Annotated in this window: 17 protein-coding genes; 8 read left to right on the forward strand and 9 right to left on the reverse strand. The window is 74.2% G+C overall.

Features of this window, described 5'->3' with window-relative positions:
• Positions 1-881, forward strand: an 881-nt coding sequence (locus tag ABZ646_RS19490) for an XdhC/CoxI family protein (protein ID WP_360520119.1), incomplete at its 5' end; no start/stop codon positions are given.
• A gap of 229 nt (positions 882-1,110) precedes the next feature.
• Here the strand turns inward: ABZ646_RS19490 and ABZ646_RS19495 are convergent.
• Positions 1,111-1,764: a Crp/Fnr family transcriptional regulator gene (locus tag ABZ646_RS19495; RefSeq protein ID WP_360520121.1), complete on the reverse strand. Its 654-nt coding sequence runs from the start codon at positions 1,762-1,764 to the stop codon at positions 1,111-1,113.
• 160 nt (positions 1,765-1,924) lie between these two features.
• The gene (locus tag ABZ646_RS19500) at positions 1,925-2,365 is read right to left on the reverse strand and encodes an SRPBCC family protein (protein WP_360520123.1); all 441 of its coding nucleotides are present in this window, start codon (positions 2,363-2,365) and stop codon (positions 1,925-1,927) included.
• 160 nt (positions 2,366-2,525) lie between these two features.
• Here ABZ646_RS19500 and ABZ646_RS19505 point away from each other — a divergent pair, with 160 nt between their 5' ends.
• Positions 2,526-3,167, forward strand: a complete 642-nt coding sequence (locus ABZ646_RS19505; protein WP_360520125.1) for a phosphoribosyltransferase family protein — start codon at positions 2,526-2,528, stop codon at positions 3,165-3,167.
• A 97-nt stretch (positions 3,168-3,264) separates the two neighbouring features.
• Positions 3,265-4,227, forward strand: a complete 963-nt coding sequence (locus ABZ646_RS19510; RefSeq protein ID WP_360520127.1) for a serine/threonine-protein kinase — start codon at positions 3,265-3,267, stop codon at positions 4,225-4,227.
• A gap of 41 nt (positions 4,228-4,268) precedes the next feature.
• On the opposite strand, the gene ABZ646_RS19515 is transcribed toward ABZ646_RS19510, so the two are convergent.
• Complete coding sequence (locus tag ABZ646_RS19515; protein ID WP_360520129.1) at positions 4,269-6,710, reverse strand: SpoIIE family protein phosphatase; 2,442 nt, start codon at positions 6,708-6,710, stop codon at positions 4,269-4,271.
• Positions 6,711-6,922: 212 nt separating this feature from the next.
• Here ABZ646_RS19515 and ABZ646_RS19520 point away from each other — a divergent pair, with 212 nt between their 5' ends.
• Complete coding sequence (locus ABZ646_RS19520; protein WP_132889999.1) at positions 6,923-7,150, forward strand: helix-turn-helix transcriptional regulator; 228 nt, start codon at positions 6,923-6,925, stop codon at positions 7,148-7,150.
• A gap of 91 nt (positions 7,151-7,241) precedes the next feature.
• The gene (locus ABZ646_RS19525) at positions 7,242-8,402 is read left to right on the forward strand and encodes an NAD(+)/NADH kinase (RefSeq protein ID WP_360520147.1); all 1,161 of its coding nucleotides are present in this window, start codon (positions 7,242-7,244) and stop codon (positions 8,400-8,402) included.
• Between the two features lie 31 nt (positions 8,403-8,433).
• Here ABZ646_RS19525 and ABZ646_RS19530 read toward each other — a convergent pair whose 3' ends face one another.
• Both ABZ646_RS19530 and ABZ646_RS19535 read right to left on the reverse strand, forming a co-directional pair.
• Positions 8,434-10,110: a hypothetical protein gene (locus ABZ646_RS19530; RefSeq protein ID WP_360520149.1), complete on the reverse strand. Its 1,677-nt coding sequence runs from the start codon at positions 10,108-10,110 to the stop codon at positions 8,434-8,436.
• Positions 10,111-10,246: 136 nt separating this feature from the next.
• A complete protein-coding gene (locus ABZ646_RS19535) occupies positions 10,247-11,590 on the reverse strand; it encodes a hypothetical protein (RefSeq protein ID WP_360520131.1) in 1,344 nt (447 codons plus the stop codon).
• A 113-nt stretch (positions 11,591-11,703) separates the two neighbouring features.
• On the opposite strand from ABZ646_RS19535, the gene ABZ646_RS19540 reads away from it, so the two are divergent.
• Entirely contained in the window at positions 11,704-12,942 is a 1,239-nt protein-coding gene (locus ABZ646_RS19540; protein ID WP_360520133.1) for a molybdopterin-dependent oxidoreductase, read from the forward strand.
• A 313-nt stretch (positions 12,943-13,255) separates the two neighbouring features.
• Here ABZ646_RS19540 and ABZ646_RS19545 read toward each other — a convergent pair whose 3' ends face one another.
• The 3 genes from ABZ646_RS19545 to ABZ646_RS19555 form a co-directional block, all read right to left on the reverse strand.
• Positions 13,256-14,029: a methyltransferase domain-containing protein gene (locus ABZ646_RS19545; protein ID WP_360520135.1), complete on the reverse strand. Its 774-nt coding sequence runs from the start codon at positions 14,027-14,029 to the stop codon at positions 13,256-13,258.
• A complete protein-coding gene (locus ABZ646_RS19550) occupies positions 13,996-14,622 on the reverse strand; it encodes a DUF2064 domain-containing protein (protein WP_360520137.1) in 627 nt (208 codons plus the stop codon). The genes ABZ646_RS19545 and ABZ646_RS19550 overlap by 34 nt, the downstream gene beginning before the upstream one ends.
• A gap of 104 nt (positions 14,623-14,726) precedes the next feature.
• Positions 14,727-15,431, reverse strand: a complete 705-nt coding sequence (locus tag ABZ646_RS19555; protein WP_360520139.1) for a glycosyltransferase family 2 protein — start codon at positions 15,429-15,431, stop codon at positions 14,727-14,729.
• 169 nt (positions 15,432-15,600) lie between these two features.
• Here ABZ646_RS19555 and ABZ646_RS19560 point away from each other — a divergent pair, with 169 nt between their 5' ends.
• Positions 15,601-16,338 carry a response regulator transcription factor gene (locus ABZ646_RS19560; protein WP_360520141.1) on the forward strand — a complete coding sequence of 246 codons (738 nt, stop codon included), beginning with the start codon at positions 15,601-15,603 and terminating at the stop codon, positions 16,336-16,338.
• A 1-nt stretch (position 16,339) separates the two neighbouring features.
• A complete protein-coding gene (locus ABZ646_RS19565; protein WP_360520143.1) occupies positions 16,340-17,452 on the forward strand; it encodes a HAMP domain-containing sensor histidine kinase in 1,113 nt (370 codons plus the stop codon).
• A gap of 31 nt (positions 17,453-17,483) precedes the next feature.
• Here ABZ646_RS19565 and ABZ646_RS19570 read toward each other — a convergent pair whose 3' ends face one another.
• The gene (locus ABZ646_RS19570; protein WP_360520145.1) at positions 17,484-18,485 is read right to left on the reverse strand and encodes an NAD-dependent epimerase/dehydratase family protein; all 1,002 of its coding nucleotides are present in this window, start codon (positions 18,483-18,485) and stop codon (positions 17,484-17,486) included.
• Positions 18,486-18,573: the final 88 nt, after the last annotated feature.

Genomic DNA, 18,573 nt, shown 5'->3' on the forward strand with positions numbered 1-18,573 from the left:
GAGTCATCGACATCCTCGTCACCCCGGTCCGGGCGGACGATCCCGTCCGGCCGGTGGTCGCCGCCGCGCTGGCCGCCGCCGCCCGCGGGGACGCGGCGGCGGTCGCGCGGATCGTCACCGGGCCGCCCGAGCTGCCGGGCCGCGCCCTCCTGGTGCGGGCCGACGGCTCCTGGCAGGGCGGCTTCGGCGCCCACCCGGAACTGGACCGCACGGTGGCCGCCGAGGCCGGTGCCTTCCTGGACGCCGGCCGCACCGGCACCCTGGAGATCGGAGAGCAGGGCTCACGCTGCGGAGCGCCGCTCACGGTGCTGGTGGAGTCGTCCGTCCCGCCGCCCCGGATGATCGTCTTCGGGGCGATCGACTTCGCCTCGGCGCTGGTGCGCGTCGGCAAGTTCCTCGGCCACCACGTCACGGTGTGCGACGCGCGCCCCGTGTTCGCCACGAAGGCCCGCTTCCCGGACGCCGACGAGATCGTCGTCGAGTGGCCCCACACGTACCTGGAGCGGACCCGCGTCGACGGCCGTACCGTCCTGTGCGTCCTCACCCACGACGCCAAGTTCGACGTCCCGCTGCTCCGGCTCGCCCTCCGCCTCCCGGTGGCCTACGTCGGCGCGATGGGCTCCCGCCGCACCCACCTGGACCGCAACGCCCGGCTGCGCGAGGTCGGCGTCACCGAACTGGAGCTGGCCCGCCTCAGGTCCCCCATCGGCCTCGACCTCGGCGCCCGCACCCCCGAGGAGACCGCCCTGTCCATCGCCGCCGAGATCGTCGCCGCTCGCCGGGGCGGCACCGGCATCCCCCTGACCGGCGCCCACACCCCGATCCACCACGACGCGACCTCGACGCCGTCCCCCGCGCGGCGGATCGGTTCGGTGGCCTAGCTCTCCCCCTGCCCGGCCACCTGGTGGGCTCCCCCCCCGGCGGCGCCCGGTCCGTTTCCCCCGATCAGCCGAACCGGTCCGGGCGCCAGGGGACGATGGAAGCGCCTTCGCGGCCGTCGTACAGCGTCAAATGACGCATTCGGCAGGGGGAGTTCCGTTCCCATGCGCCCGCGGTGCAAGCGGGCCCGGCGGGCGGTCCGTGCAAGCGGTTCCCGGCGCGGACGGGCGCTCACTCCTCGGCCCAGCGCCGTAACCCCGCCAGGTCGAGTACGACCGTCCGCCCCCGGCCGGTCGCCACCAGGCCCTCCTGCTGCATCGCCCGCAGACAGCGCACCACGGACTCCCGGGAAGCCCCCGTGGCGGAGGCCAGTTCCCGCTGGTTGACCTGGACGGCGACGGCACCCGGCAGCGCCTCCGAGGCGGCCGAGCCGTACTGGACGGCGAGTTTCACCAGCAGCCCCGCGACCCGGGCCCGGGTGGTACGGGCACCCTGATCGGCGCGCAGCCCGTCGGAGTCCCGCAACCGGCCCACCACGCTGCGCAGCACCGCGAGGCACAGCGCCGCGTCCCGCTCCAGGAGCCGCAGGAAGGCGTCCCCGGCGACCACCACACCCGTCGAGCGGCGCATCGCGGTGACCGTGGCGCCCCGTGGCCGGCCGTCGATACAGGCGAGCTCGCCGAGGAGTTCACCCGAGCCGCGCAGGGCGAGCAGACTGGTGTACCCGTTCGCCGAGTCGACGGTCGCCTTCACCAGGCCGCCGGTGAGCAGGACGACGGAGTCGGCCGGGTCGCCCTCCCGCATCAGCACCTCGCCGCGCACCCAGCCGCGCGGGTGCCCGGCCTCCCGTATCAGCTTGACCTCCCCGGGCGAGAAGAGCGCCACCTCCGAGCCTCCCGGCCGCGTCGACCCACGGTGACCGTTCGCCACCGGAGAGCCACTGTCCTCGTGCGGCGGGGATCTGCCAAGTGGGCGACGACCGCGCGGCATCGGCCGGCGCCCGTGCGGCGCCGCGGCCGGGACGGTCCGGCCCGCGGGGCTTCGGCTACGGGGTGCGCAGCAGCGTGTTCAGCGTCCGGCCGAACACCGCGCGGGACGTACGGCGCACCAGCGGGTCGAGGGCCGACGGCAGGCCACGGACGCGCAACTCCTCGTTCCAGACCACCCGGGTACGCCCGCCGGGGCCGGGGTGCACCTCCAACTCGGCCCAGCCCTGCACGACCCGGCCCTGTTTGACCAGCCGGCACCGGCCGGAGCCGCCGTCCCGCGGCGGCTCCCAGACGGTCACCTCCATCGGATCGTCGAACGACAGCGGCCCGAGGCCCGAGCGGGCCACGAGGACGGTGCCCTCGTGGGTAGGGGGATCGGTGAGCACGGTGACCCGGGTCAGCGGGACCGCGTCGGCGTGCCGGGACCACTCGGTGAGCCGGCGCCACGCCTCGTCGATCGGCAGCGGAGCCGTCCGCTGGAGGAGGAAATTGACCACGGCACGATCGTAGGGAACAGGCGACCGTGAAGGGGCCGCACACCGAGTGTTCACATGAGCTGCAGAATCGTCCCGCCCCGGCGGGCAGGGGGACTCGTCCCCGGCTCCGGGGTGTGACCATGGACGGAGGGGGCCGACCTCAACCCCCGGAGGACACCCCATGCACTACCGGGACCGCACCCGGGCAGGACGGGAACTCGCCGCCGCGTTGCGGGAGTTGCGGGACGAGGGCGCCCTGCCGGAGCCGATCGTGCTGGCCCTGCCCCGGGGCGGCGCCGCCGTCGCCGTGGAGGTCGCGCGGGAGCTGTCGGCGCCGCTGGACGTGCTCGTCGTACGCAAGATCGGTGCCCCGCACCACGAGGAGTTCGGCGTCGGCGCGATCACCGGGGACGACCCGCCGCTCCTCGACCGGGCGACCCTGGCCCGGCTGGGCCTGAGCGCGCAAGCGCTGGCCCCCGTGGTGGAGCGGGAACGGCAGGAGCTGCGCCGCCGCGAGCGCCGGTACCGGCAGGGCCGCCCGCCGCCCGCACTGCGCGGCCGTACCGTGATCGTCGTGGACGACGGCCTCGCCACCGGTTCCACCGCCCGCGCCGCCCTGCGCCACGTACGCGGCCAGGGGCCCGCCCGGACCGTGCTGGCCGTACCCGTCGGCGCGCCCGACTCCCTCGACGCGCTCGCCGCCGAGGCCGACCTCGTCGTCTGCCCGTTCCGGCCGGCCGTGTTCAGCTCGGTGGGCCAGTGGTACGACGACTTCGGGCAGCTGACGGACGCCGACGTGCTGAACGCCCTGCGCGGCGCCTGACGGGAGGACGGTTCAGCGCGGGCGCCGCGGCCCGCCGCTGGATACGATGTGGGCAGGTTCCGGACGTCACGGGGTGATGTGTACGGGGTGATGTGTGATGGCGGCGCGCATCGCGGGATACGAGGTCCAGGGCGAGATCGGCCGCGGCGGCATGGCCGTCGTCTACCGCGCCAGGGATCTGCGTCTGGACCGCACCGTCGCGCTGAAGCTGCTCGCCCCGGAGATGGCCCGCAACGACACCTTCCGCCGGCGTTTCACGCACGAGTCCCGGGTGGCGGCCGCCCTCGACCACCCGCACATCGTGCCGATCTTCGAGGCCGGTGAGACGGACGGCGTGCTGTACATCGCCATGCGGTACGTGTCCGGCCCGGATCTGCGCGCGCTGCTGGACCGGGAGGGTGTGCTGCCGGTGGCCGCGACCCTGCGCATCGCCGGCCAGGTGGCCTCGGCGCTGGACGCGGCCCACCGGCACGACCTGGTCCACCGGGACGTGAAGCCGGGCAACGTCCTGGTGGCGCAGGGCACCGACAGCGACCACCCCGAGCACGTGTACCTCACCGACTTCGGGTTGACCAAGAAGTCGCTGTCCCTGACGGGGTTCACGACGGTCGGCGAGTTCGTCGGGACGCTGGACTACGTGGCGCCGGAACAGATCTCGGGCCGCCCCGTGGACGGGCGGTGCGATCTCTACAGTCTGGCCTGCGTGGTCTTCGAGATGCTGGCCGGCGGGCCGCCGTTCGTACGGGACGAGGACATCGCGCTGCTGTGGGCGCACCAGTACGACCTCCCGCCCGCGCTGAGCGAGGTGCGGTCGGGGCTGCCGGCGGAGTTCGACGACGTGTTCGCCAAGGCGCTGGCCAAGACCCCCGAGGACCGCTACGGCTCCTGCCTGGAGTTCATCGGCGCGCTGCGGTTCGCCGCGTACGGCGCCGGGCCGGTCCGACCGGGCCCGGCGGACCGCTCCGCCGACACGTCCCCCACGATCGGCCGGCCCCCCACCGGCCCCCCGGCCCCACCGTCCTGGGCCCACCCGGTCCTCACCCCCCGCCCCGTCGGCTAGCCCCCTTGCCCCCGGCGGGAGCCGCCCCTGCCCCGGGCCTCTCAGTCCTCCGTCAGGAACTGTTCGGCCCAGACCGTCTTGCCGGTGCCGGCGTGTCGGGTGCCCCAGCGCTGGGTCAGCTGGCCGACGAGCAGCAGTCCGCGGCCGCCCTCGTCGTAGGTGTGGGCCCGCCGCATGTGCGGTGCCGTACTGCTGGAGTCGAAGACCTCGCAGGTGAGGGCGTGGTCGTCGTGGATGAGCCGGAGCCGGACGGGCGGCCGGCCGTACCGGAACGCGTTGGTGACCATTTCGCTGACGATGAGTTCGGTGATGAACGCGGCGTCCTCCAGCCGCCAGGCGACCAGCTGGTCGGTGGCCCGCCTGCGGGCCTCGGCGACCGCGGCGAGGTCGAAGGGCAGCTGCCAGGTGGCGACCCGGTCCGCGTGCAGGGCACGGGTGCGGGCGACGAGCAGGGCGATGTCGTCGTCGGGGCGGTGCGTGAGCATGGACGTCAGGACCCGGTCGCAGACGGTGTCCAGGCTCTGCGCGGGGCGGGCGAGCGCGGCGAACATCCTGTCCAGGGAGTCGTCGATGTCGTGGTCGCGGGGCTCCAGCAGACCGTTGGTGTAGAGGGCGATCACACTGCCCTCGGGCAGCTCCGTCTCGAACGACTCGAAGGGCAGCCCGCCGAGGCCCAGCGGGGGACCGGCGGGGACGTCGAGGAAGGTCACGGTGCCCTCGGTGACCACGGCGGGCGGCGGATGGCCGGCCCGGGCGACGTCCAGGCGCCGGGTGACCGGGTCGTACACGCCGTACAGACAGGTCGTGCCCACGCCGCCGGCGGCCTCCTCGCCGTCACTGTCGGCCTCCTCCGCGGACAGGTGGACGACCAGGTCGTCGAGGTGACTGAGCAGTTCGTCGGGCGGCAGGTCGACGTCGGCCAGTGTGCGGACCGCCGTACGCACCCGGCCCATGGTGGCGGCGGCCCGGATGCCGTGGCCGACGACGTCGCCGACGACCAGCGCGACCCTGGTGCCGGACAGCGGGATGACGTCGAACCAGTCGCCGCCGACCCCGGCCTCGCTGACCGAGGGCAGATAGCGGGTGGCGATGTCCAGGGCCGACTGCTCGGGCAGCGTGTGCGGGAGCAGACTGCGCTGCAGGGTCATCGTGGTGGTGTGCTGCCGTTCGGTGCGTGCGGTGCCGTGGATGCTGGTGGCCGCCCGGGCCGCCAGCTGCTCGGCGAGCCACAGGTCGTCGGCGTCGAACGGCTCGGTCCACCGGTTCCGGCCGAACAGCGCCACGCCGAACGTGACACCGGCCGCGGTGAGCGGCACCGCGAGGAGCGAGTGTGCCCCGCTCTCCCGGATCCACGCGGCGGCCTGCGGGTCCTCCTGCGCCCAGCGGCCCACCACCTCGTCGTCCCCCGTGTACACCGCGCCCCGCCCGTCGGCCAGGCACCGGCCCGAGGGTGACCAGGGCGGGCAGTGCAGCACGTCGCCCGAGGGGTGCGGCGGCGGTGGCGCGTCGGGCGTCGAGCGGACGGCGGCCCGGCGCAGCGTCGGGCCGCCGCCGGACGGGGGCGTGCCGTCCCGGCCGGGGGGCCGGTGGGCGAGTCCGGTCGAGCGCGGCGGAGTGTCCAGCAGGTCGACGGCGCACACGTCGGCGAAGGCGGGCACGGCGACGTCGGCCAGCTCCCGGGCGGTGCACTGCACGTCGGAGGTGGTACCGATGCGCGTTCCGGCGTCGCTCAGCAGCAGCATCCGCTGCCGCACCAGCTGCTCCGACGGGTCGGAGTGGGCCGTCAGGGCCACCGCCCGCACCCGCCCGCCCGGGTCCGTCAGCGGCACGATCCGGGCGTGCCAGTCACGCGCCGGATCGGCCGGGTCCAGGTGCAGCTGGACGTCCTGCGGGGCGCCGTCGTCGAGGATCCGCCGCATCCCGGCCTCGGCCTCGGCGCTGCCCTCGTACGGTGCGATGTCCGTCAGCCGCAGCCCGCGCATCGTCCCCTCGGCCAGGGACAGTGCCCGCTGCATCCCCGCGCTGGCCCGTACCAGCCGCAGCCCCGCGTCGAAGACGGCGGCGACGCACGGGGACTGGTGGAAGGCCCATTCGCCCAGTTCCTGGCCGGTGGTCGGCGGCAGCCCGGTGACGGCGGAGACCACCAGCCACTCCGTGCCGCCCAGCGGGTCGCCGACGGGCCTGCGGTGGACCAGTACGTCGTGGTCCAGCCGGTGCCCGTCGTGGTGGCGCAGGGCCGCGGTGCCGCTCCAGCGCGGCCCCGCGGCGGCCTCCCGCCAGGTGTCCCCGTCCGGTTCGGCGAGCAGTTCGGTTGCCTTGTGGCCCAGGATCTCGGCGGGCGGATAGCCCAGCAGCAGCCCGGCACCGTCGCTCCAGCCGGTCACGACACCCCGCTCGTCGACCGTGACCGCGGCGGTGCGGCCCCCCTGGGGTACGGCGTGGGTCCCCGCCGGACTGCTGGGAGAGGTGGGAGGTCGTTCCATCGCCGCTCATCCTTCGCGGAACCTGCACGGCCGCTTCTCCTCCCCAGGATGATCCCGGTCGGCACGGAGCACCAATCCGCTGCCGTTCCGCCACCGCTCACCGGGTGCCTGTGACACGCCTGTGACGGTCGGCGGACACCGCCATGACGTCGGCTTGTGAGGATTTTCTAAGCGGACAAAACGTACTTATCGGTTATGTGAAGGATCTCCTCATGAGCGTCGCCGTCACCGAGCACACCGAGACCGCCGCCGTCGCGCTGGCCCCGCGTGAACGCGAGACGCTCCGGCACATCGCCGCGGGCCGCACCTACCTCCAGGCGGCCCGGCAGATGGGCCTGTCCCGGCACACGGTCGACGCGTACCTCCGCCGGATCCGCGCCAAGCTCGACATCAGCACCACCGCCGAGCTGACCCGGCTGGCCGTCTCCCTCGGTCTGTGATCCCGGTCCGTGATCCCGCTCCGCCCGACAGATCCGCATCCGGCGTGACAGCGTGGGAGCAGCGGCGACCACGGCGTTCCTGGAGGCGGAGATGACGGTGAACGGGCTCGGACTGGTGGTGCACGGGGGCCGTGCGGAGGCGGCGGACGCGGCCCGTGCGGTACGGGCGTGGGCCGCGGAGCGCGGCGTGCGGTGCACCGACATCGACGTGTGGCACGACGGCGGACGGCACAGCTCCGGCGAGGAGGTCGCGGCCGCCGGCGACCCCGATCTGATCGTCACCCTCGGCGGCGACGGCACCTTCCTGCGCGGCGCCCGGCTCGCCGCCCGCAACGACGCGCTGGTCCTCGGCGTCGACCTGGGCCGGGTCGGCTTCCTGACCGACGTGCCGGTCCGCTCCGTCACCGAGGCGCTGGACGCGGTGCACGAGGACCGGTTCGACGTCGACAGCCGGCTGCTGCTCACCATGCGCTCCTCCCGCAGGCTGGAGGTGCCCGCCCACATGGGGGACCTGATGCAGTACGGCCGGGGACCGCTGCTGCCGCCGCCCCAGGTGCGCACCGACTGCGAACAGGACCCCGACTGGGGCGTCCCGCTGCGCATCACCGCCGTCAACGACGTCGTCCTGGAGAAACTGTCCCGGGACCGCCAGGTGTCGGTGGGCGTGTACATCTCCGGACGCCTGCTCGCCTCGTACTCCGCCGACGCGCTGCTGGTGGCGACCTCCACGGGTTCGACCGCCTACAGCTTCGCCGCCGGCGGCCCCGTCGTCTCGCCCCGCGCGGAGGCGCTCGTCTTCACCCCGGTCGCCCCGCACATGACGTTCGACCGCTCCGTCGTCACCGCCCCCGACGAGGCGGTCGGCCTGCGCGTCCTGGAACGCTCGGGGCCGGCCGCGGTCAGCGTCGACGGCCAGGTGCGGGGCGTCGTGGAGCCGGGTGACTGGATCGGCGTGTACGCCGCCCCGAAGCGGCTGCGGGTGGTCCGGCTGGCGCCCATGGACTTCTACGGCCGGCTGCGCGAACGCATGAACCTCACCGACGCGCCCGCAGCGGTCGCCGACGGCACCCCCGCCCCCCTGTGGTCGCTGACCGCGCCCCCGCCGGGCGACCTCGCCCACCTCTCCTTCCCGCTCCTCGCCGAGCAGCGCGCCCAGGCGGACGAAGCGTGCGCAGAGGGGCAGGGCGGCGGCGCCCCCGCACCGGAGGAGCCGGGCCGCCCGCGGCCCGCGCGGGAGGCCGACCGGCCATGACCCCCGCCGGCGCGGTGGGCGACGGCACCCGTCAGTCCGCGGGGCGTACCGCGGGGATGCCGAGGGCGACCGGGCCGGTCTTGCAGGAGTCGTGGCAGTCCTTCTCCAGGCTGCAGCACAGCGAGCAGATCGGCCCCGAGTGGAACGGGCAGCCGGCCACGTCCGGCCGCTCGAACCCGGTCGCGCACACCGTGCAGGTCAGCACGGCCGCCGACGGCAGCCCGTCGGCGCCGAGCAGCGGCTCGGCGAGGTCGTCGACGCGGGCGATGTAGTACTTCCCCCTGGTCAGCACCGCGAACAGCGGCGAGAGCACCATCGCGAGGAACAGCGCGACGAACGGCGAGTACGCCTTGGCATACGCGCCGAAGGCGTCGAAGTACGCGGCGATCGAGACCGCCGACGCGATCAGCATCGAGCCGAAGCCGACCGGGTTGAAGTGGTGCAGGTGGGCCCGCTTGAACTCGATGTACGACGGGCTCAGCCCCAGCGGCTTGTTGATGACCAGGTCGGCCACGACCGCGCCGATCCAGGCGATCGCCACGTTGGAGTAGAAGCCGAGCACGGTGTTCAGGAAGCCGAAGACGCCGCCCTCCATCAGGGCCAGCGCGATGCCCACGTTGAGGAAGATGTAGACCACCCGGCCCGGGTGACGGTGCGTCAGCCGGGAGAAGAAGTTCGACCAGGACAGCGAACCGGAGTACGCGTTCGTCGAGTTGATCTTCACCTGGGACAGGATCACGAAGAAGGTGGCGAGGCCCAGCGCGATCGGCGCCGCGAACGTCCCGAAGCCGTGCACGTACTGCTGGATCGGCTCGTTCGCCTTGGCCAGGCCCACGCTGCCCGCGATGTAGAAGGCGAGGAACGCCCCGCCGATCTGCTTCGCCGCGCCGAGCACCACCCAGCCGGGACCGGCGGAGAGCACCGCCGCCCACCACTTCTTCCCGTTCTCCGGCGTCCTGTCCGGCATGAACCGCAGATAGTCCACCTGCTCACCGATCTGCGCGATCAGCGACAGCGCCACCCCGGCGCCCGCGCCCACCCCGAGCGCGCTGATGCCCGACCCGGTGGGGGAGTCGCCCGCGAAGTGCGTGAACTGCGAGAACTTCCCCGGCTCCTGGACCGCGATGGACACGAACGGCGCGACCATCAGCACCAGCCACACCGGCTGGGTCCACACCTGCATCTTCGACAGCGCGGTCATGCCGTAGACGACCAGCGGCAGGATGATGAGCGAGCAGATCAGGTACCCCACCGCCAGCGGGATGTGCAGGCCCAGTTCCAGGGCCTGCGCCATGATCGAGCCTTCGAGGGCGAAGAAGATGAAGGTGAAGCTGGCGTAGATGACCGACGTGAGCGTCGATCCGAGGTAGCCGAAGCCCGCGCCCCGGGTCAACAGGTCCATGTCGATGGAGTACTTCGCCGAGTAGTAGGAGATCGGCACACCGGTCAGGAAGATGACCACCGCGGCCGTCAGGATCGCGACCATCGCGCTGGAGAAGCCGTTGGACACGGCGATCGAGCCGCCGATCGCGAAGTCCGCGAGATAGGCGATGCCGCCCAGCGCGGTGGTGGCCACCACGTAAGGGGTCCAGCGACGGAAGGACTTCGGCGCGTAGCGCAGCGAGTAGTCCTCCAGCGTGTCGTTCTTCGCCCAGGCGCCGTACGTCCGTCTGCCGTCCGTCCGTTGGCCGTCCGTCCGGCCCTCCACAGCGGCGGGCGGCGTCTCCTTGCCGACGATCTCCGTCACGACTCTGCCCTTCCTCGTCCCCGGTCGTTAGCACGGAAGGGTCGCGGTGCGCTGTTTCCCGGGCGTTGCCCCCGCTTTAAAAGACAGGGCCTGCTGTTCACCAGCCGGTGAGCAGCAGGTGGTTCAGCAGCAGTGCGAGCACCGTCTGTGCCAGGAGCCAGCCCCGCTGCCGGGGCAGGAACGCACCGGCGGCCGGCAGCCACACCGCGAACGGCAGCCAGATCCGCTCCGTCTCCGCCTTGCTCATCCCGGACAGGTCCGCGATCAGCAGCGCGAGCAGGGCCACACCCACGAGAACGGCGAGGCGGAGCTCAGGGCCGGGCGGGGTACGGCGCCGGACCAGGACGGCACCGGCCCGGCGCAGCCCCGCCACCGTCGCCGGACCGGTGATCAGCACCGTGCAGGCCAGGTTGGCCCACACCCAGTAGCCGTACGGCCGGATCCCGCCGATGCCCTGGTAGTAGCGGGTGACGAGCAGCCGGTACCCCTGCCACCAGTCGAACCCGGCGAGCGTGAACACGAACGGGACCACGGCCGCCCCCGCCACCAGCAGCGCCGCGAGGACCGGCCGCGCCCGCACCCCCCGCCGGCCGAGCAGCAGCACCGCCGCGAGGAGCAGTGCGAAGAGCGCCAGACCGTACGACAGGTAGCAGGTCAGGCCGTACAGCAGGCCCGCGGCCGCCGCCCACGCCAGGGACCGCCCGGTCACCGCGAGCGCGAGGAGCGCGACCGCCCAGGCGGCGACCGCCGCGAAGTAGCCGTCCGCCGAGACGCCCACCCACACCGCGGCCGGGGCCGCCACCAGGAAGGGCGCGGCCCGCCGGGCGAGCCGTTCCTCCGTGAGCGCCCGCACCGCGACCAGAACGGCGACGCAGGCCGTGGAGCCGACGGTGACGCACCAGGCCCCCGCCCAGCCGCCGCCGTGCAGCCCGGCCCGGTCCAGCAGGACGAACGTGAGGGTCGCCGCCGGGGGGTGCCCGGCGACATGAACGGGCCAGGGCGCCGCGGTGCCGTCGACGATGTGGTGGGTGAAGCCCCGCAGGGCCGCGGGGATGTCGTGGAAGCGCCCGACGGCGGTGAGGTACTCGTTCGGCCTGGTGAGCCGGCCCGCCACGCCCCGCTGCCAGCCGTCGACCAGCGCCAGCGACCACGTCCAGGCCAGCGAGCAGCCCCAGGCCGCGCCGAGCAGCCCGCGCCACGGCAGCCGTACGGCGAGGGCCGGCCCGTACGCCACCACCGCGGCCCCGACGAGCACGGCGGCCGGGGTGCCCGGGCCCAGGTGCGGGTCCCAGTCGGCGAACAGCGGCGGCCAGTGCACGAACAGGGTGCGGTAGGTGTCCTGGATGTGTCGGCCGACCAGGGCGGCGGTGAGCACGAGCAGGGCGGCGGCGAGGACGGCGGCCGCATCGGCGTACCGGCTGCGGAGGGAGGTGCGGGTCACACCGGAACGCTAGGGCCAGGGCCGCGCCACGCCGTGGATCAGTGGGCCGACGTCAGACTTTCGTCATGGGTCGGCTACCCGTTCCGGGCGTTGTCCCGGCCTACGGTCGGAGCATGCGAGACGACGATCCACGGCTCCCCACCGCGCCCGGCTTCTGGCGCAGCCCGCTGCGCGGCACCTGGTTCACCTCTGTGCTCGGTCTGGTGCTGCTCGTCGGTGTCACCGTGCTGTTCCTGACCGGGCTGGTGTCGTACGCCGCGTACAACCCCGACCTGGCCCCGGTGAACGACCAGACCCCGGACAAGGGACTCCTCGGCTTCTACCTGTTCTCCTGGCCGACGAACCCGTCCTGGCTGTACCGGCTCACCCAGGGCCTGCACGTTACCCTCGGGGTCACGTTGATCCCGGTCCTGCTCGCAAAGCTGTGGTCCGTGGTGCCGAAGCTGTTCGCGCTGCCCCCGGCCCGCTCCCTCGCCCACGCCCTGGAGCGCCTCTCGCTGCTGCTGCTCGTCGGCGGCGGCCTGTTCGAGTTCGTCACCGGTGTCCTCAACGTCCAGCTCGACTACGTCTTCCCCGGCTCCTTCTACCCCCTGCACTTCTACGGCGCCTGGGTGTTCTTCGCCGCGTTCCTGACCCACGCGGCGCTGAAGACCCCGAAAGCGCTCCGGGCGGTCCGCGAGCGGCACGGCGACCAGGGTGAGTTGACGTCACCCCTGCCGGATCCGCCGACCGTGGACCGGCGTGGTGCGTTGTGGTTCGTCGGGGGCGGGTCGCTGCTCCTGCTCGTCACGACGGCCGGGCAGAGCATCGGGGGCGCGCTGCGGCGCACGGCCCTGCTCGCCCCGCACGGCTGGGCCGACCCCGGGGGCGGCCCGAACGGCTTCCAGATCAACAAGACGGCCGGGTACGCCGGTATCGACCCGAGACAGACCGCGGAGGAGACCTGGCGGCTCGTCGTCACGGGACGGGGCGGGCGGACGGTCCGTCTCAGCCGCGCCGAACTCCTCCGGCTTCCCCAGCACAGCGCCGCGCTGCCCATCGCCTGCGTGGAGGGCTGGTCGACCGCCGACCAGTGGTGGCGCGGGGTGCGGCTGCGTGACCTCGCCGCCCTCGTCGGCCACGACGGCGACCCACCGGACGTCCTCGTCGAGTCCCTCCAGCTGCACGGCGCCTTCCGCCGCGGGGCGCTGCGCGCCAACCAGGTCGCCGACCCGCGCTCCCTGCTCGCCCTGCGGGTCAACGGCGAGGACCTGTCCCCCGACCACGGCTACCCGGCCCGGGTGATCGTGCCCGCCGCTCCCGGCGTGCTCAACACCAAGTGGGTGGCCCGGCTGACCTTCGGAGAGCTGTGATGCGCCCCCGCCCCGTCCTCGGCAGCCCCTTCCAGCTCCTCCTGCTGGTCTGCTCGTTCGCGCTCGCCGCCTATGCCGGCGTACGGCTGCTGGCCGGGGACTGGTTCGGGGTGGCGCTGTGGATCGTGGGGGCGGCCCTGCTGCACGACCTGGTGCTGCTGCCGCTCTACACGCTGGCCGACCGGGCGGTGGTACGGGGGCTGGGCACCGCGGGTCAGCGGGAGCGGACGATGTACGTCCGGGTCCCCGCCGCGCTCTCGGGGCTGCTCCTGCTGGTGTGGTTCCCGCTGATCAGCGGGACGGTGGCCGGGCGCTACCGGTCGGCCACCGGCCTGTCCCCGGACGGCTTCCTGGCCCGCTGGCTGCTGATCACCGCCGTGCTCTTCGGCGGCTCGGCGCTGCTCCTGGTGCTGCGGCTGCGCAGGCAGACGAAGCGACGCCCGCCGGCCGCCCACTGACCGGCCGGCGCCCAGCCCCGGGCGTACCGCAGCAGGGCCGGGGTGCCGAGCCGTGCCCAGAGGAAGGGTTCCCCGACGGCTCCCCGGGCGTCGGTGAGATGGACGCGGGCGCGCTCGTCGACGTCCACAGACATGGTCTCGGCGATCAACAGACCACCAGGCGCCAGGAGTTGACCGACGCGGCCCAGGAGCAGGGCGGGGTCGCCGCCGATCCCGACGTTTCCGTCCATGAGCAGCACGGTGCCCCAGCGGCCCTCGCCGGGCAGCGGCTGGAAGACCGAGCGGCGCAGCGCCTGGCCGCCGAGGTGCACGGTGTGGTCGACGGCGGCCGTGCTGACGTCGACACCGAGGACGGTACGCCCCCGGGCGGCGAGTTCGGCGACGAGCCGTCCGGGGCCGCAGCCGACGTCCAGGACGGCGCCCTCGCAGCGGTCCAGTACCGCACGGTCCACCGGGTCGGCCCGTGCGCACCAGCGCTCGACCTCCAGGGGCAGCAGCGCGCCGTCGGTACGGCGCAGGTACAACGGGCCGTGCCCGGCGCGCAGGGCGGCCGCGTAGGGATCGGCGCCGGTCCAGGCGACGGACGGCGAGGTGGTCACCGGCGGCCCGTGCCGCTGTGTGCCGTGCACCGGGCCAGCCGGGCGGCGAACCGGCTGTGCGGGACGAGGGCCGCGACGGCCGCGGCGTCCGCGGCGGTGTCCACGTCCCGCAGCCGCGGCAGGTCCCGCACGCGCAGCCCCGCGGCGACGAGCCGCCGCCGCTGGACGGCACCCGTCCGCGGGGTGGACATCGGTACCCCGAGCAGCAGCCCGGGGTCCGGATCGGCCAGCCCCAGCGCCCAGAACCCGCCGTCCTCGGCGGGGCCGAAGTACGCGTCGCGGTCCGTGAAGTCCACGCTGAGCAGGGCCGGGGTGACCTGCGGGGTGTCCATGCCGATGAGCAGGGTGGGGCCGGCGCAGTGGGCGAAGGCGTCGGCGAGACGTGCGTCGAGACCGCCCGCGCACTGCGGCACGACATCGAAGCCGGGCGGCAGCCAGGGGCCCGGGGCGCCGTCGAGGGCGAGCACCCTGCGGGTGGCGGGGGTCCCGGCGACGGCGTGCAGCGTGTCGGCGAGTGACGCCTCGGCGAGGGCGGCTGCCTGCTCGGGCGAGAAGGGCGGGGTGAGCCGTGTCTTGACCCTGCCGGGGCAGGGTTCCTTGGCGATGACGAGGAGGGTGGTCATGGGAGTTCCCTGGGTGCGGCTCGGTGGGCTGGACGAGGTGGCCGGGGAAGGGCCCCGGCGGGGCGCGGGCCGCATCGACGTGCGGCTCCGCCGGGCGGACGCGGTCAGCCGCCCTCGACCCGCGCCCGAGGCGGTTCGTTCAGCACCCGGCTCATGTCCCGGACCGCCTGCCACGTGCCGCGCCAGGTCCCGGTCACCTTGGACCTGCCGGTGCGCGGCAGGTACGCCACGTCGTGCTCGGTGACACGCCAGCCCGCGTCGGCGGCCCGCACCACCATCTGCAACGGGTAACCGCTGCGCCGGTCGTCGAGGGACAGGGCGAGCAGTTGCTCCCGCCGCGCCGCCCGCAGCGGCCCCAGGTCGTGCAGTCGCAGTCCGGTGCGGCGCCGCAGCATCCGCGCCAGCGCCAGGTTGCCCGCGCGGGCATGCGCCGGCCAGGCCCCCCGCCCCTGCGGACGCCGTCGGCCGAGCACCAAGTCGGCCCGCCCTTCGACGACTTCCCGCACGAACGGCACGAGGAGCCCGGGGTCAAGGGACGCGTCGCAGTCGCAGAAGCAGACGATGTCGGCGCTCGCCGCGGTCAGCCCCGCATGGCACGCCGCGCCGAAGCCGCGCCGCGCCTCGCGCACGACGGTCGCACCGAGCGCCCGGGCGATGTCCGCCGAGCCGTCGGTGGAACCGTTGTCCACCACGAGGGCCCGCCAGCCCGGGGGGATCCGGCCGAGCACCCAGGGCAGCGCCCCGGCCTCGTTCAGACAGGGGAGTACGACGTCCACGTCCGTCGACGATGAGGTGGGTGAGGTGGTCACGGTGTCACCCTACGAACACGAACCGGACATACCGGACTCAGGACCCTTACGAAACGCGGACGTCGAAGCCGCGCGCCCGGCGCCCGGAATTCCTTACGGATCGCGGACGTCGTGCCCGTCGCCGTCGCCGGGCGCGACACCCGCGCCCGGCCGGTGCGAGGGTGGAGGCATGCAGCAGCCGTACGAGCTCACCGAGGCCGGGCCCACCGCCGGGGCCGCCCGGATCCTGGTGGTCGACGACGATCCCACCGTCGCCGAGGTCGTCGCCGGATACCTCGACCGCGCCGGCCACCTCGTGGACCGCGCGGGCGACGGCCCCACCGCCCTGACCCGGGCCGCCGCCCACTGGCCCGACCTGGTGGTGCTCGACCTGATGCTGCCCGGCATGGACGGCCTGGAGGTCTGCCGGCGGCTGCGCGGCCGGGCCCCCGTCCCGGTCATCATGCTCACCGCGCGTGGCGACGAGGACGACCGCATCATGGGCCTGGAGGTCGGCGCCGACGACTACGTCACCAAGCCCTTCAGCCCCCGCGAACTGGTGCTGCGGGTGGAGTCGGTACTGCGCCGCAGCCACCCCTCGTCCGCCGCGCACGTCCTGACCGCCGCCGGGCTCGCCCTCGACACCGGCGCCCGCCGCGCCACCAAGAACGGCACCGAACTCGCCCTCACCCTCCGCGAGTTCGATCTCCTCGCGTTCTTCCTGCGGCACCCGGGGCGGGCGTACGGCAGGGAGGACCTGATGCAGGCGGTGTGGGGCTGGGACTTCGGCGACCTGTCCACGGTCACCGTCCACGTCCGGCGGCTGCGCGCCAAGGTGGAGGACGATCCGGCCCGGCCGCGCCTGATCCGGACGGTGTGGGGCGTCGGCTACCGCTTCGAACCGGGCGGAACGCAGGACGGAGCCTGAGATGCGCGACACCCTCCTCATCGCCCTGTACGCCTTCGCGGGCGCCGCCGTCACCGGGCTGCTCGGCGCGGCGGCGTTGCGCCTGCTGCGCCGCCGCTCGCTCACCGCGTCCCTCGCGGTGGTCGCCGCCGTCGGCGTGGTCGCGATGCTCGCCGGGACCCTGGCCGTCGCCTGGGCGATGTTCCTCTCCTCGCACGACCTGTCGGTGGTGACGACGGTCGTCGCCATGGCGGCCGCCGTGTCGCTGGCGACGGCGCTGGTCCTGGGCCGCTGGGTCGTCGCACGCAGCCGTGAACTCGCCCTCGCGGCCCGCTCGTTCGGCGAACACGGCGACTTCGCCGCACCCGAGGTCCCGGCCACCGCCGAACTCGCCGCGGTGAGCCGCGAGCTGGCGGCCACCAGCGCGAAGCTCGCCGAGTCCCGGGAGCGCGAACGCGCGTTGGAGACCTCGCGCCGGGAACTGGTCGCCTGGATCTCGCACGACCTGCGCACCCCGCTCGCCGGACTGCGCGCCATGTCCGAGGCGCTGGAGGACGGCGTCGCCGCCGAGCCGGACCGCTACCTCAAGCAGATCCGCACCGAGGTGGAACGCCTCAACGACATGGTCGGCGACCTCTTCGAACTCTCCCGCATCCACGCCGGCACGCTCTCGCTCAGCCCGAGCCGGATGTCGCTGTACGACCTCGTCGGCGACGCCCTCGCGGGTGCCGACCCGCTCGCCCGTGAGCACGGCGTACGGCTGGTCGGCGACCGGGTGGAACCGGTGCCGGTCGAGGTGGACGGCAAGGAGATGAGCCGGGTGCTGGGCAACCTGCTGGTGAACGCGATCCGCCGGACACCCCCGGACGGCACGGTCGCGGTCGCCGCCGAACGTGGTCCCGACGGTGTCGTCCTGTCCGTCACCGACGGCTGCGGCGGCATCCCCGAGGACGACCTGCCCCGCGTCTTCGACACCGGCTGGCGCGGCAGCCACGCGCGTACGCCCCCGGCGGGCGCGGGCCTCGGTCTCGCCATCGTCCGCGGGATCGTGGAGGCCCACCAGGGCCGGGCCACCGTGCACAACATCCCCGGCGGCTGCCGCTTCGAGGTGGTGCTGCCCACCACCGCTTCCTGATCGCGGGCAGCACCACCGGTCCTTCCGGGACCTACGCGTCCCGCATCCCGGCCCGCGCGAACTCCGCCATACCGTCCGCGAACCCGATCTCCGGCTTCCAGCCCAGCTCGGCGCGCAGCCGCGCCGAGTCGGCCGTGATGTGCCGTACGTCGCCGAGCCGGTACTCGCCGGTGACCACCGGCATCGGCCCGCCATGGGCCTCGGCCAGCGCACGGGCCATCTCCCCGACGGTGTGCGGCTCCCCGCTGCCGGTGTTGTACACGGTCAGCGCGCCCGTCGCCGACCGGGCCTCGAGGGCCGTCGCATTGGCGGCGGCCACGTCCCGGACGTGCACGAAGTCCCGGCGCTGCTGTCCGTCCTCGTACACCCGGGGTGCCTCGCCGCGGGCGAGCGCCGACCGGAAGAAGGAGGCCACGCCCGCGTAGGGGGTGTCCCGGGGCATCCGGGGGCCGTACACGTTGTGGTAGCGCAGCGACACCGCCGCGCCGCCCGTCGCGCGGGCCCAGGCGGCGGCCAGATGCTCCTGGGCCAGTTTGGTCGTGGCGTACACGTTGCGCGGATCGACCGGGGCGTCCTCGGCGACCTGTCCGGGGGCCAGGTCGGCGCCGCACACCGGGCAGGTGGGCTCGAACCGGCCGGCGTCCAGATCGGCGACGGCGCGCGGGCCGGGCCGTACGACGCCGTGCCCCGGACACTCGTACCGGCCCTCCCCGTACACGACCATCGACCCGGCCAGCACCAGGTGCCGTACGCCCGCGTCGGCCATCGCGGCGAGCAGCACCGCCGTACCCAGGTCGTTGCGGGACACGTACTCCGCGGCGTCCCCGAAGCCGGCCCCGAGACCGACCATGGCGGCCTGGTGGCAGACGGCGTCCACGCCCGCCAGCGCCCGTCCGACCGCCGTCGGGTCGCGGACGTCGGCGCCGGGACCGTCCCGCACGTCGAACACGACCGCCTCGTGCCCGCGCGCCTCCAGCGCCTCGACCACATGGGACCCGATGAACCCGGCACCGCCGGTGACCAGTACACGCATACGGCCACGCTAGGTCCGTCCGGCTCCCGGGCCACGGGTCCACGCCCGGAGGTCACCACTCCGTAAGACACGCACCGCGCCCCCGGAC

The sequence above is a fragment of the Streptomyces sp. NPDC007162 genome, from assembly GCF_040634175.1.
In the GTDB taxonomy this organism is placed as follows: Bacteria; Actinomycetota; Actinomycetes; order Streptomycetales; family Streptomycetaceae; genus Streptomyces.

What these genes read in the sequence shown, in the direction of transcription:
- ABZ646_RS19505 (WP_360520125.1), top strand. Translation starts at nt 2,526, where the DNA reads ATGCACTACCGGGACCGCACCCGGGCAGGACGGGAACTCGCCGCCGCG.
- ABZ646_RS19540 (WP_360520133.1), top strand. Translation starts at nt 11,704, where the DNA reads ATGCGAGACGACGATCCACGGCTCCCCACCGCGCCCGGCTTCTGGCGC.
- ABZ646_RS19570 (WP_360520145.1), bottom strand. Translation starts at nt 18,485, where the DNA reads ATGCGTGTACTGGTCACCGGCGGTGCCGGGTTCATCGGGTCCCATGTG.
- ABZ646_RS19550 (WP_360520137.1), bottom strand. Translation starts at nt 14,622, where the DNA reads ATGACCACCCTCCTCGTCATCGCCAAGGAACCCTGCCCCGGCAGGGTC.
- ABZ646_RS19560 (WP_360520141.1), top strand. Translation starts at nt 15,601, where the DNA reads ATGCAGCAGCCGTACGAGCTCACCGAGGCCGGGCCCACCGCCGGGGCC.
- ABZ646_RS19510 (WP_360520127.1), top strand. Translation starts at nt 3,265, where the DNA reads ATGGCGGCGCGCATCGCGGGATACGAGGTCCAGGGCGAGATCGGCCGC.
- ABZ646_RS19515 (WP_360520129.1), bottom strand. Translation starts at nt 6,710, where the DNA reads ATGGAACGACCTCCCACCTCTCCCAGCAGTCCGGCGGGGACCCACGCC.
- ABZ646_RS19525 (WP_360520147.1), top strand. Translation starts at nt 7,242, where the DNA reads ATGACGGTGAACGGGCTCGGACTGGTGGTGCACGGGGGCCGTGCGGAG.
- ABZ646_RS19520 (WP_132889999.1), top strand. Translation starts at nt 6,923, where the DNA reads ATGAGCGTCGCCGTCACCGAGCACACCGAGACCGCCGCCGTCGCGCTG.
- ABZ646_RS19565 (WP_360520143.1), top strand. Translation starts at nt 16,340, where the DNA reads ATGCGCGACACCCTCCTCATCGCCCTGTACGCCTTCGCGGGCGCCGCC.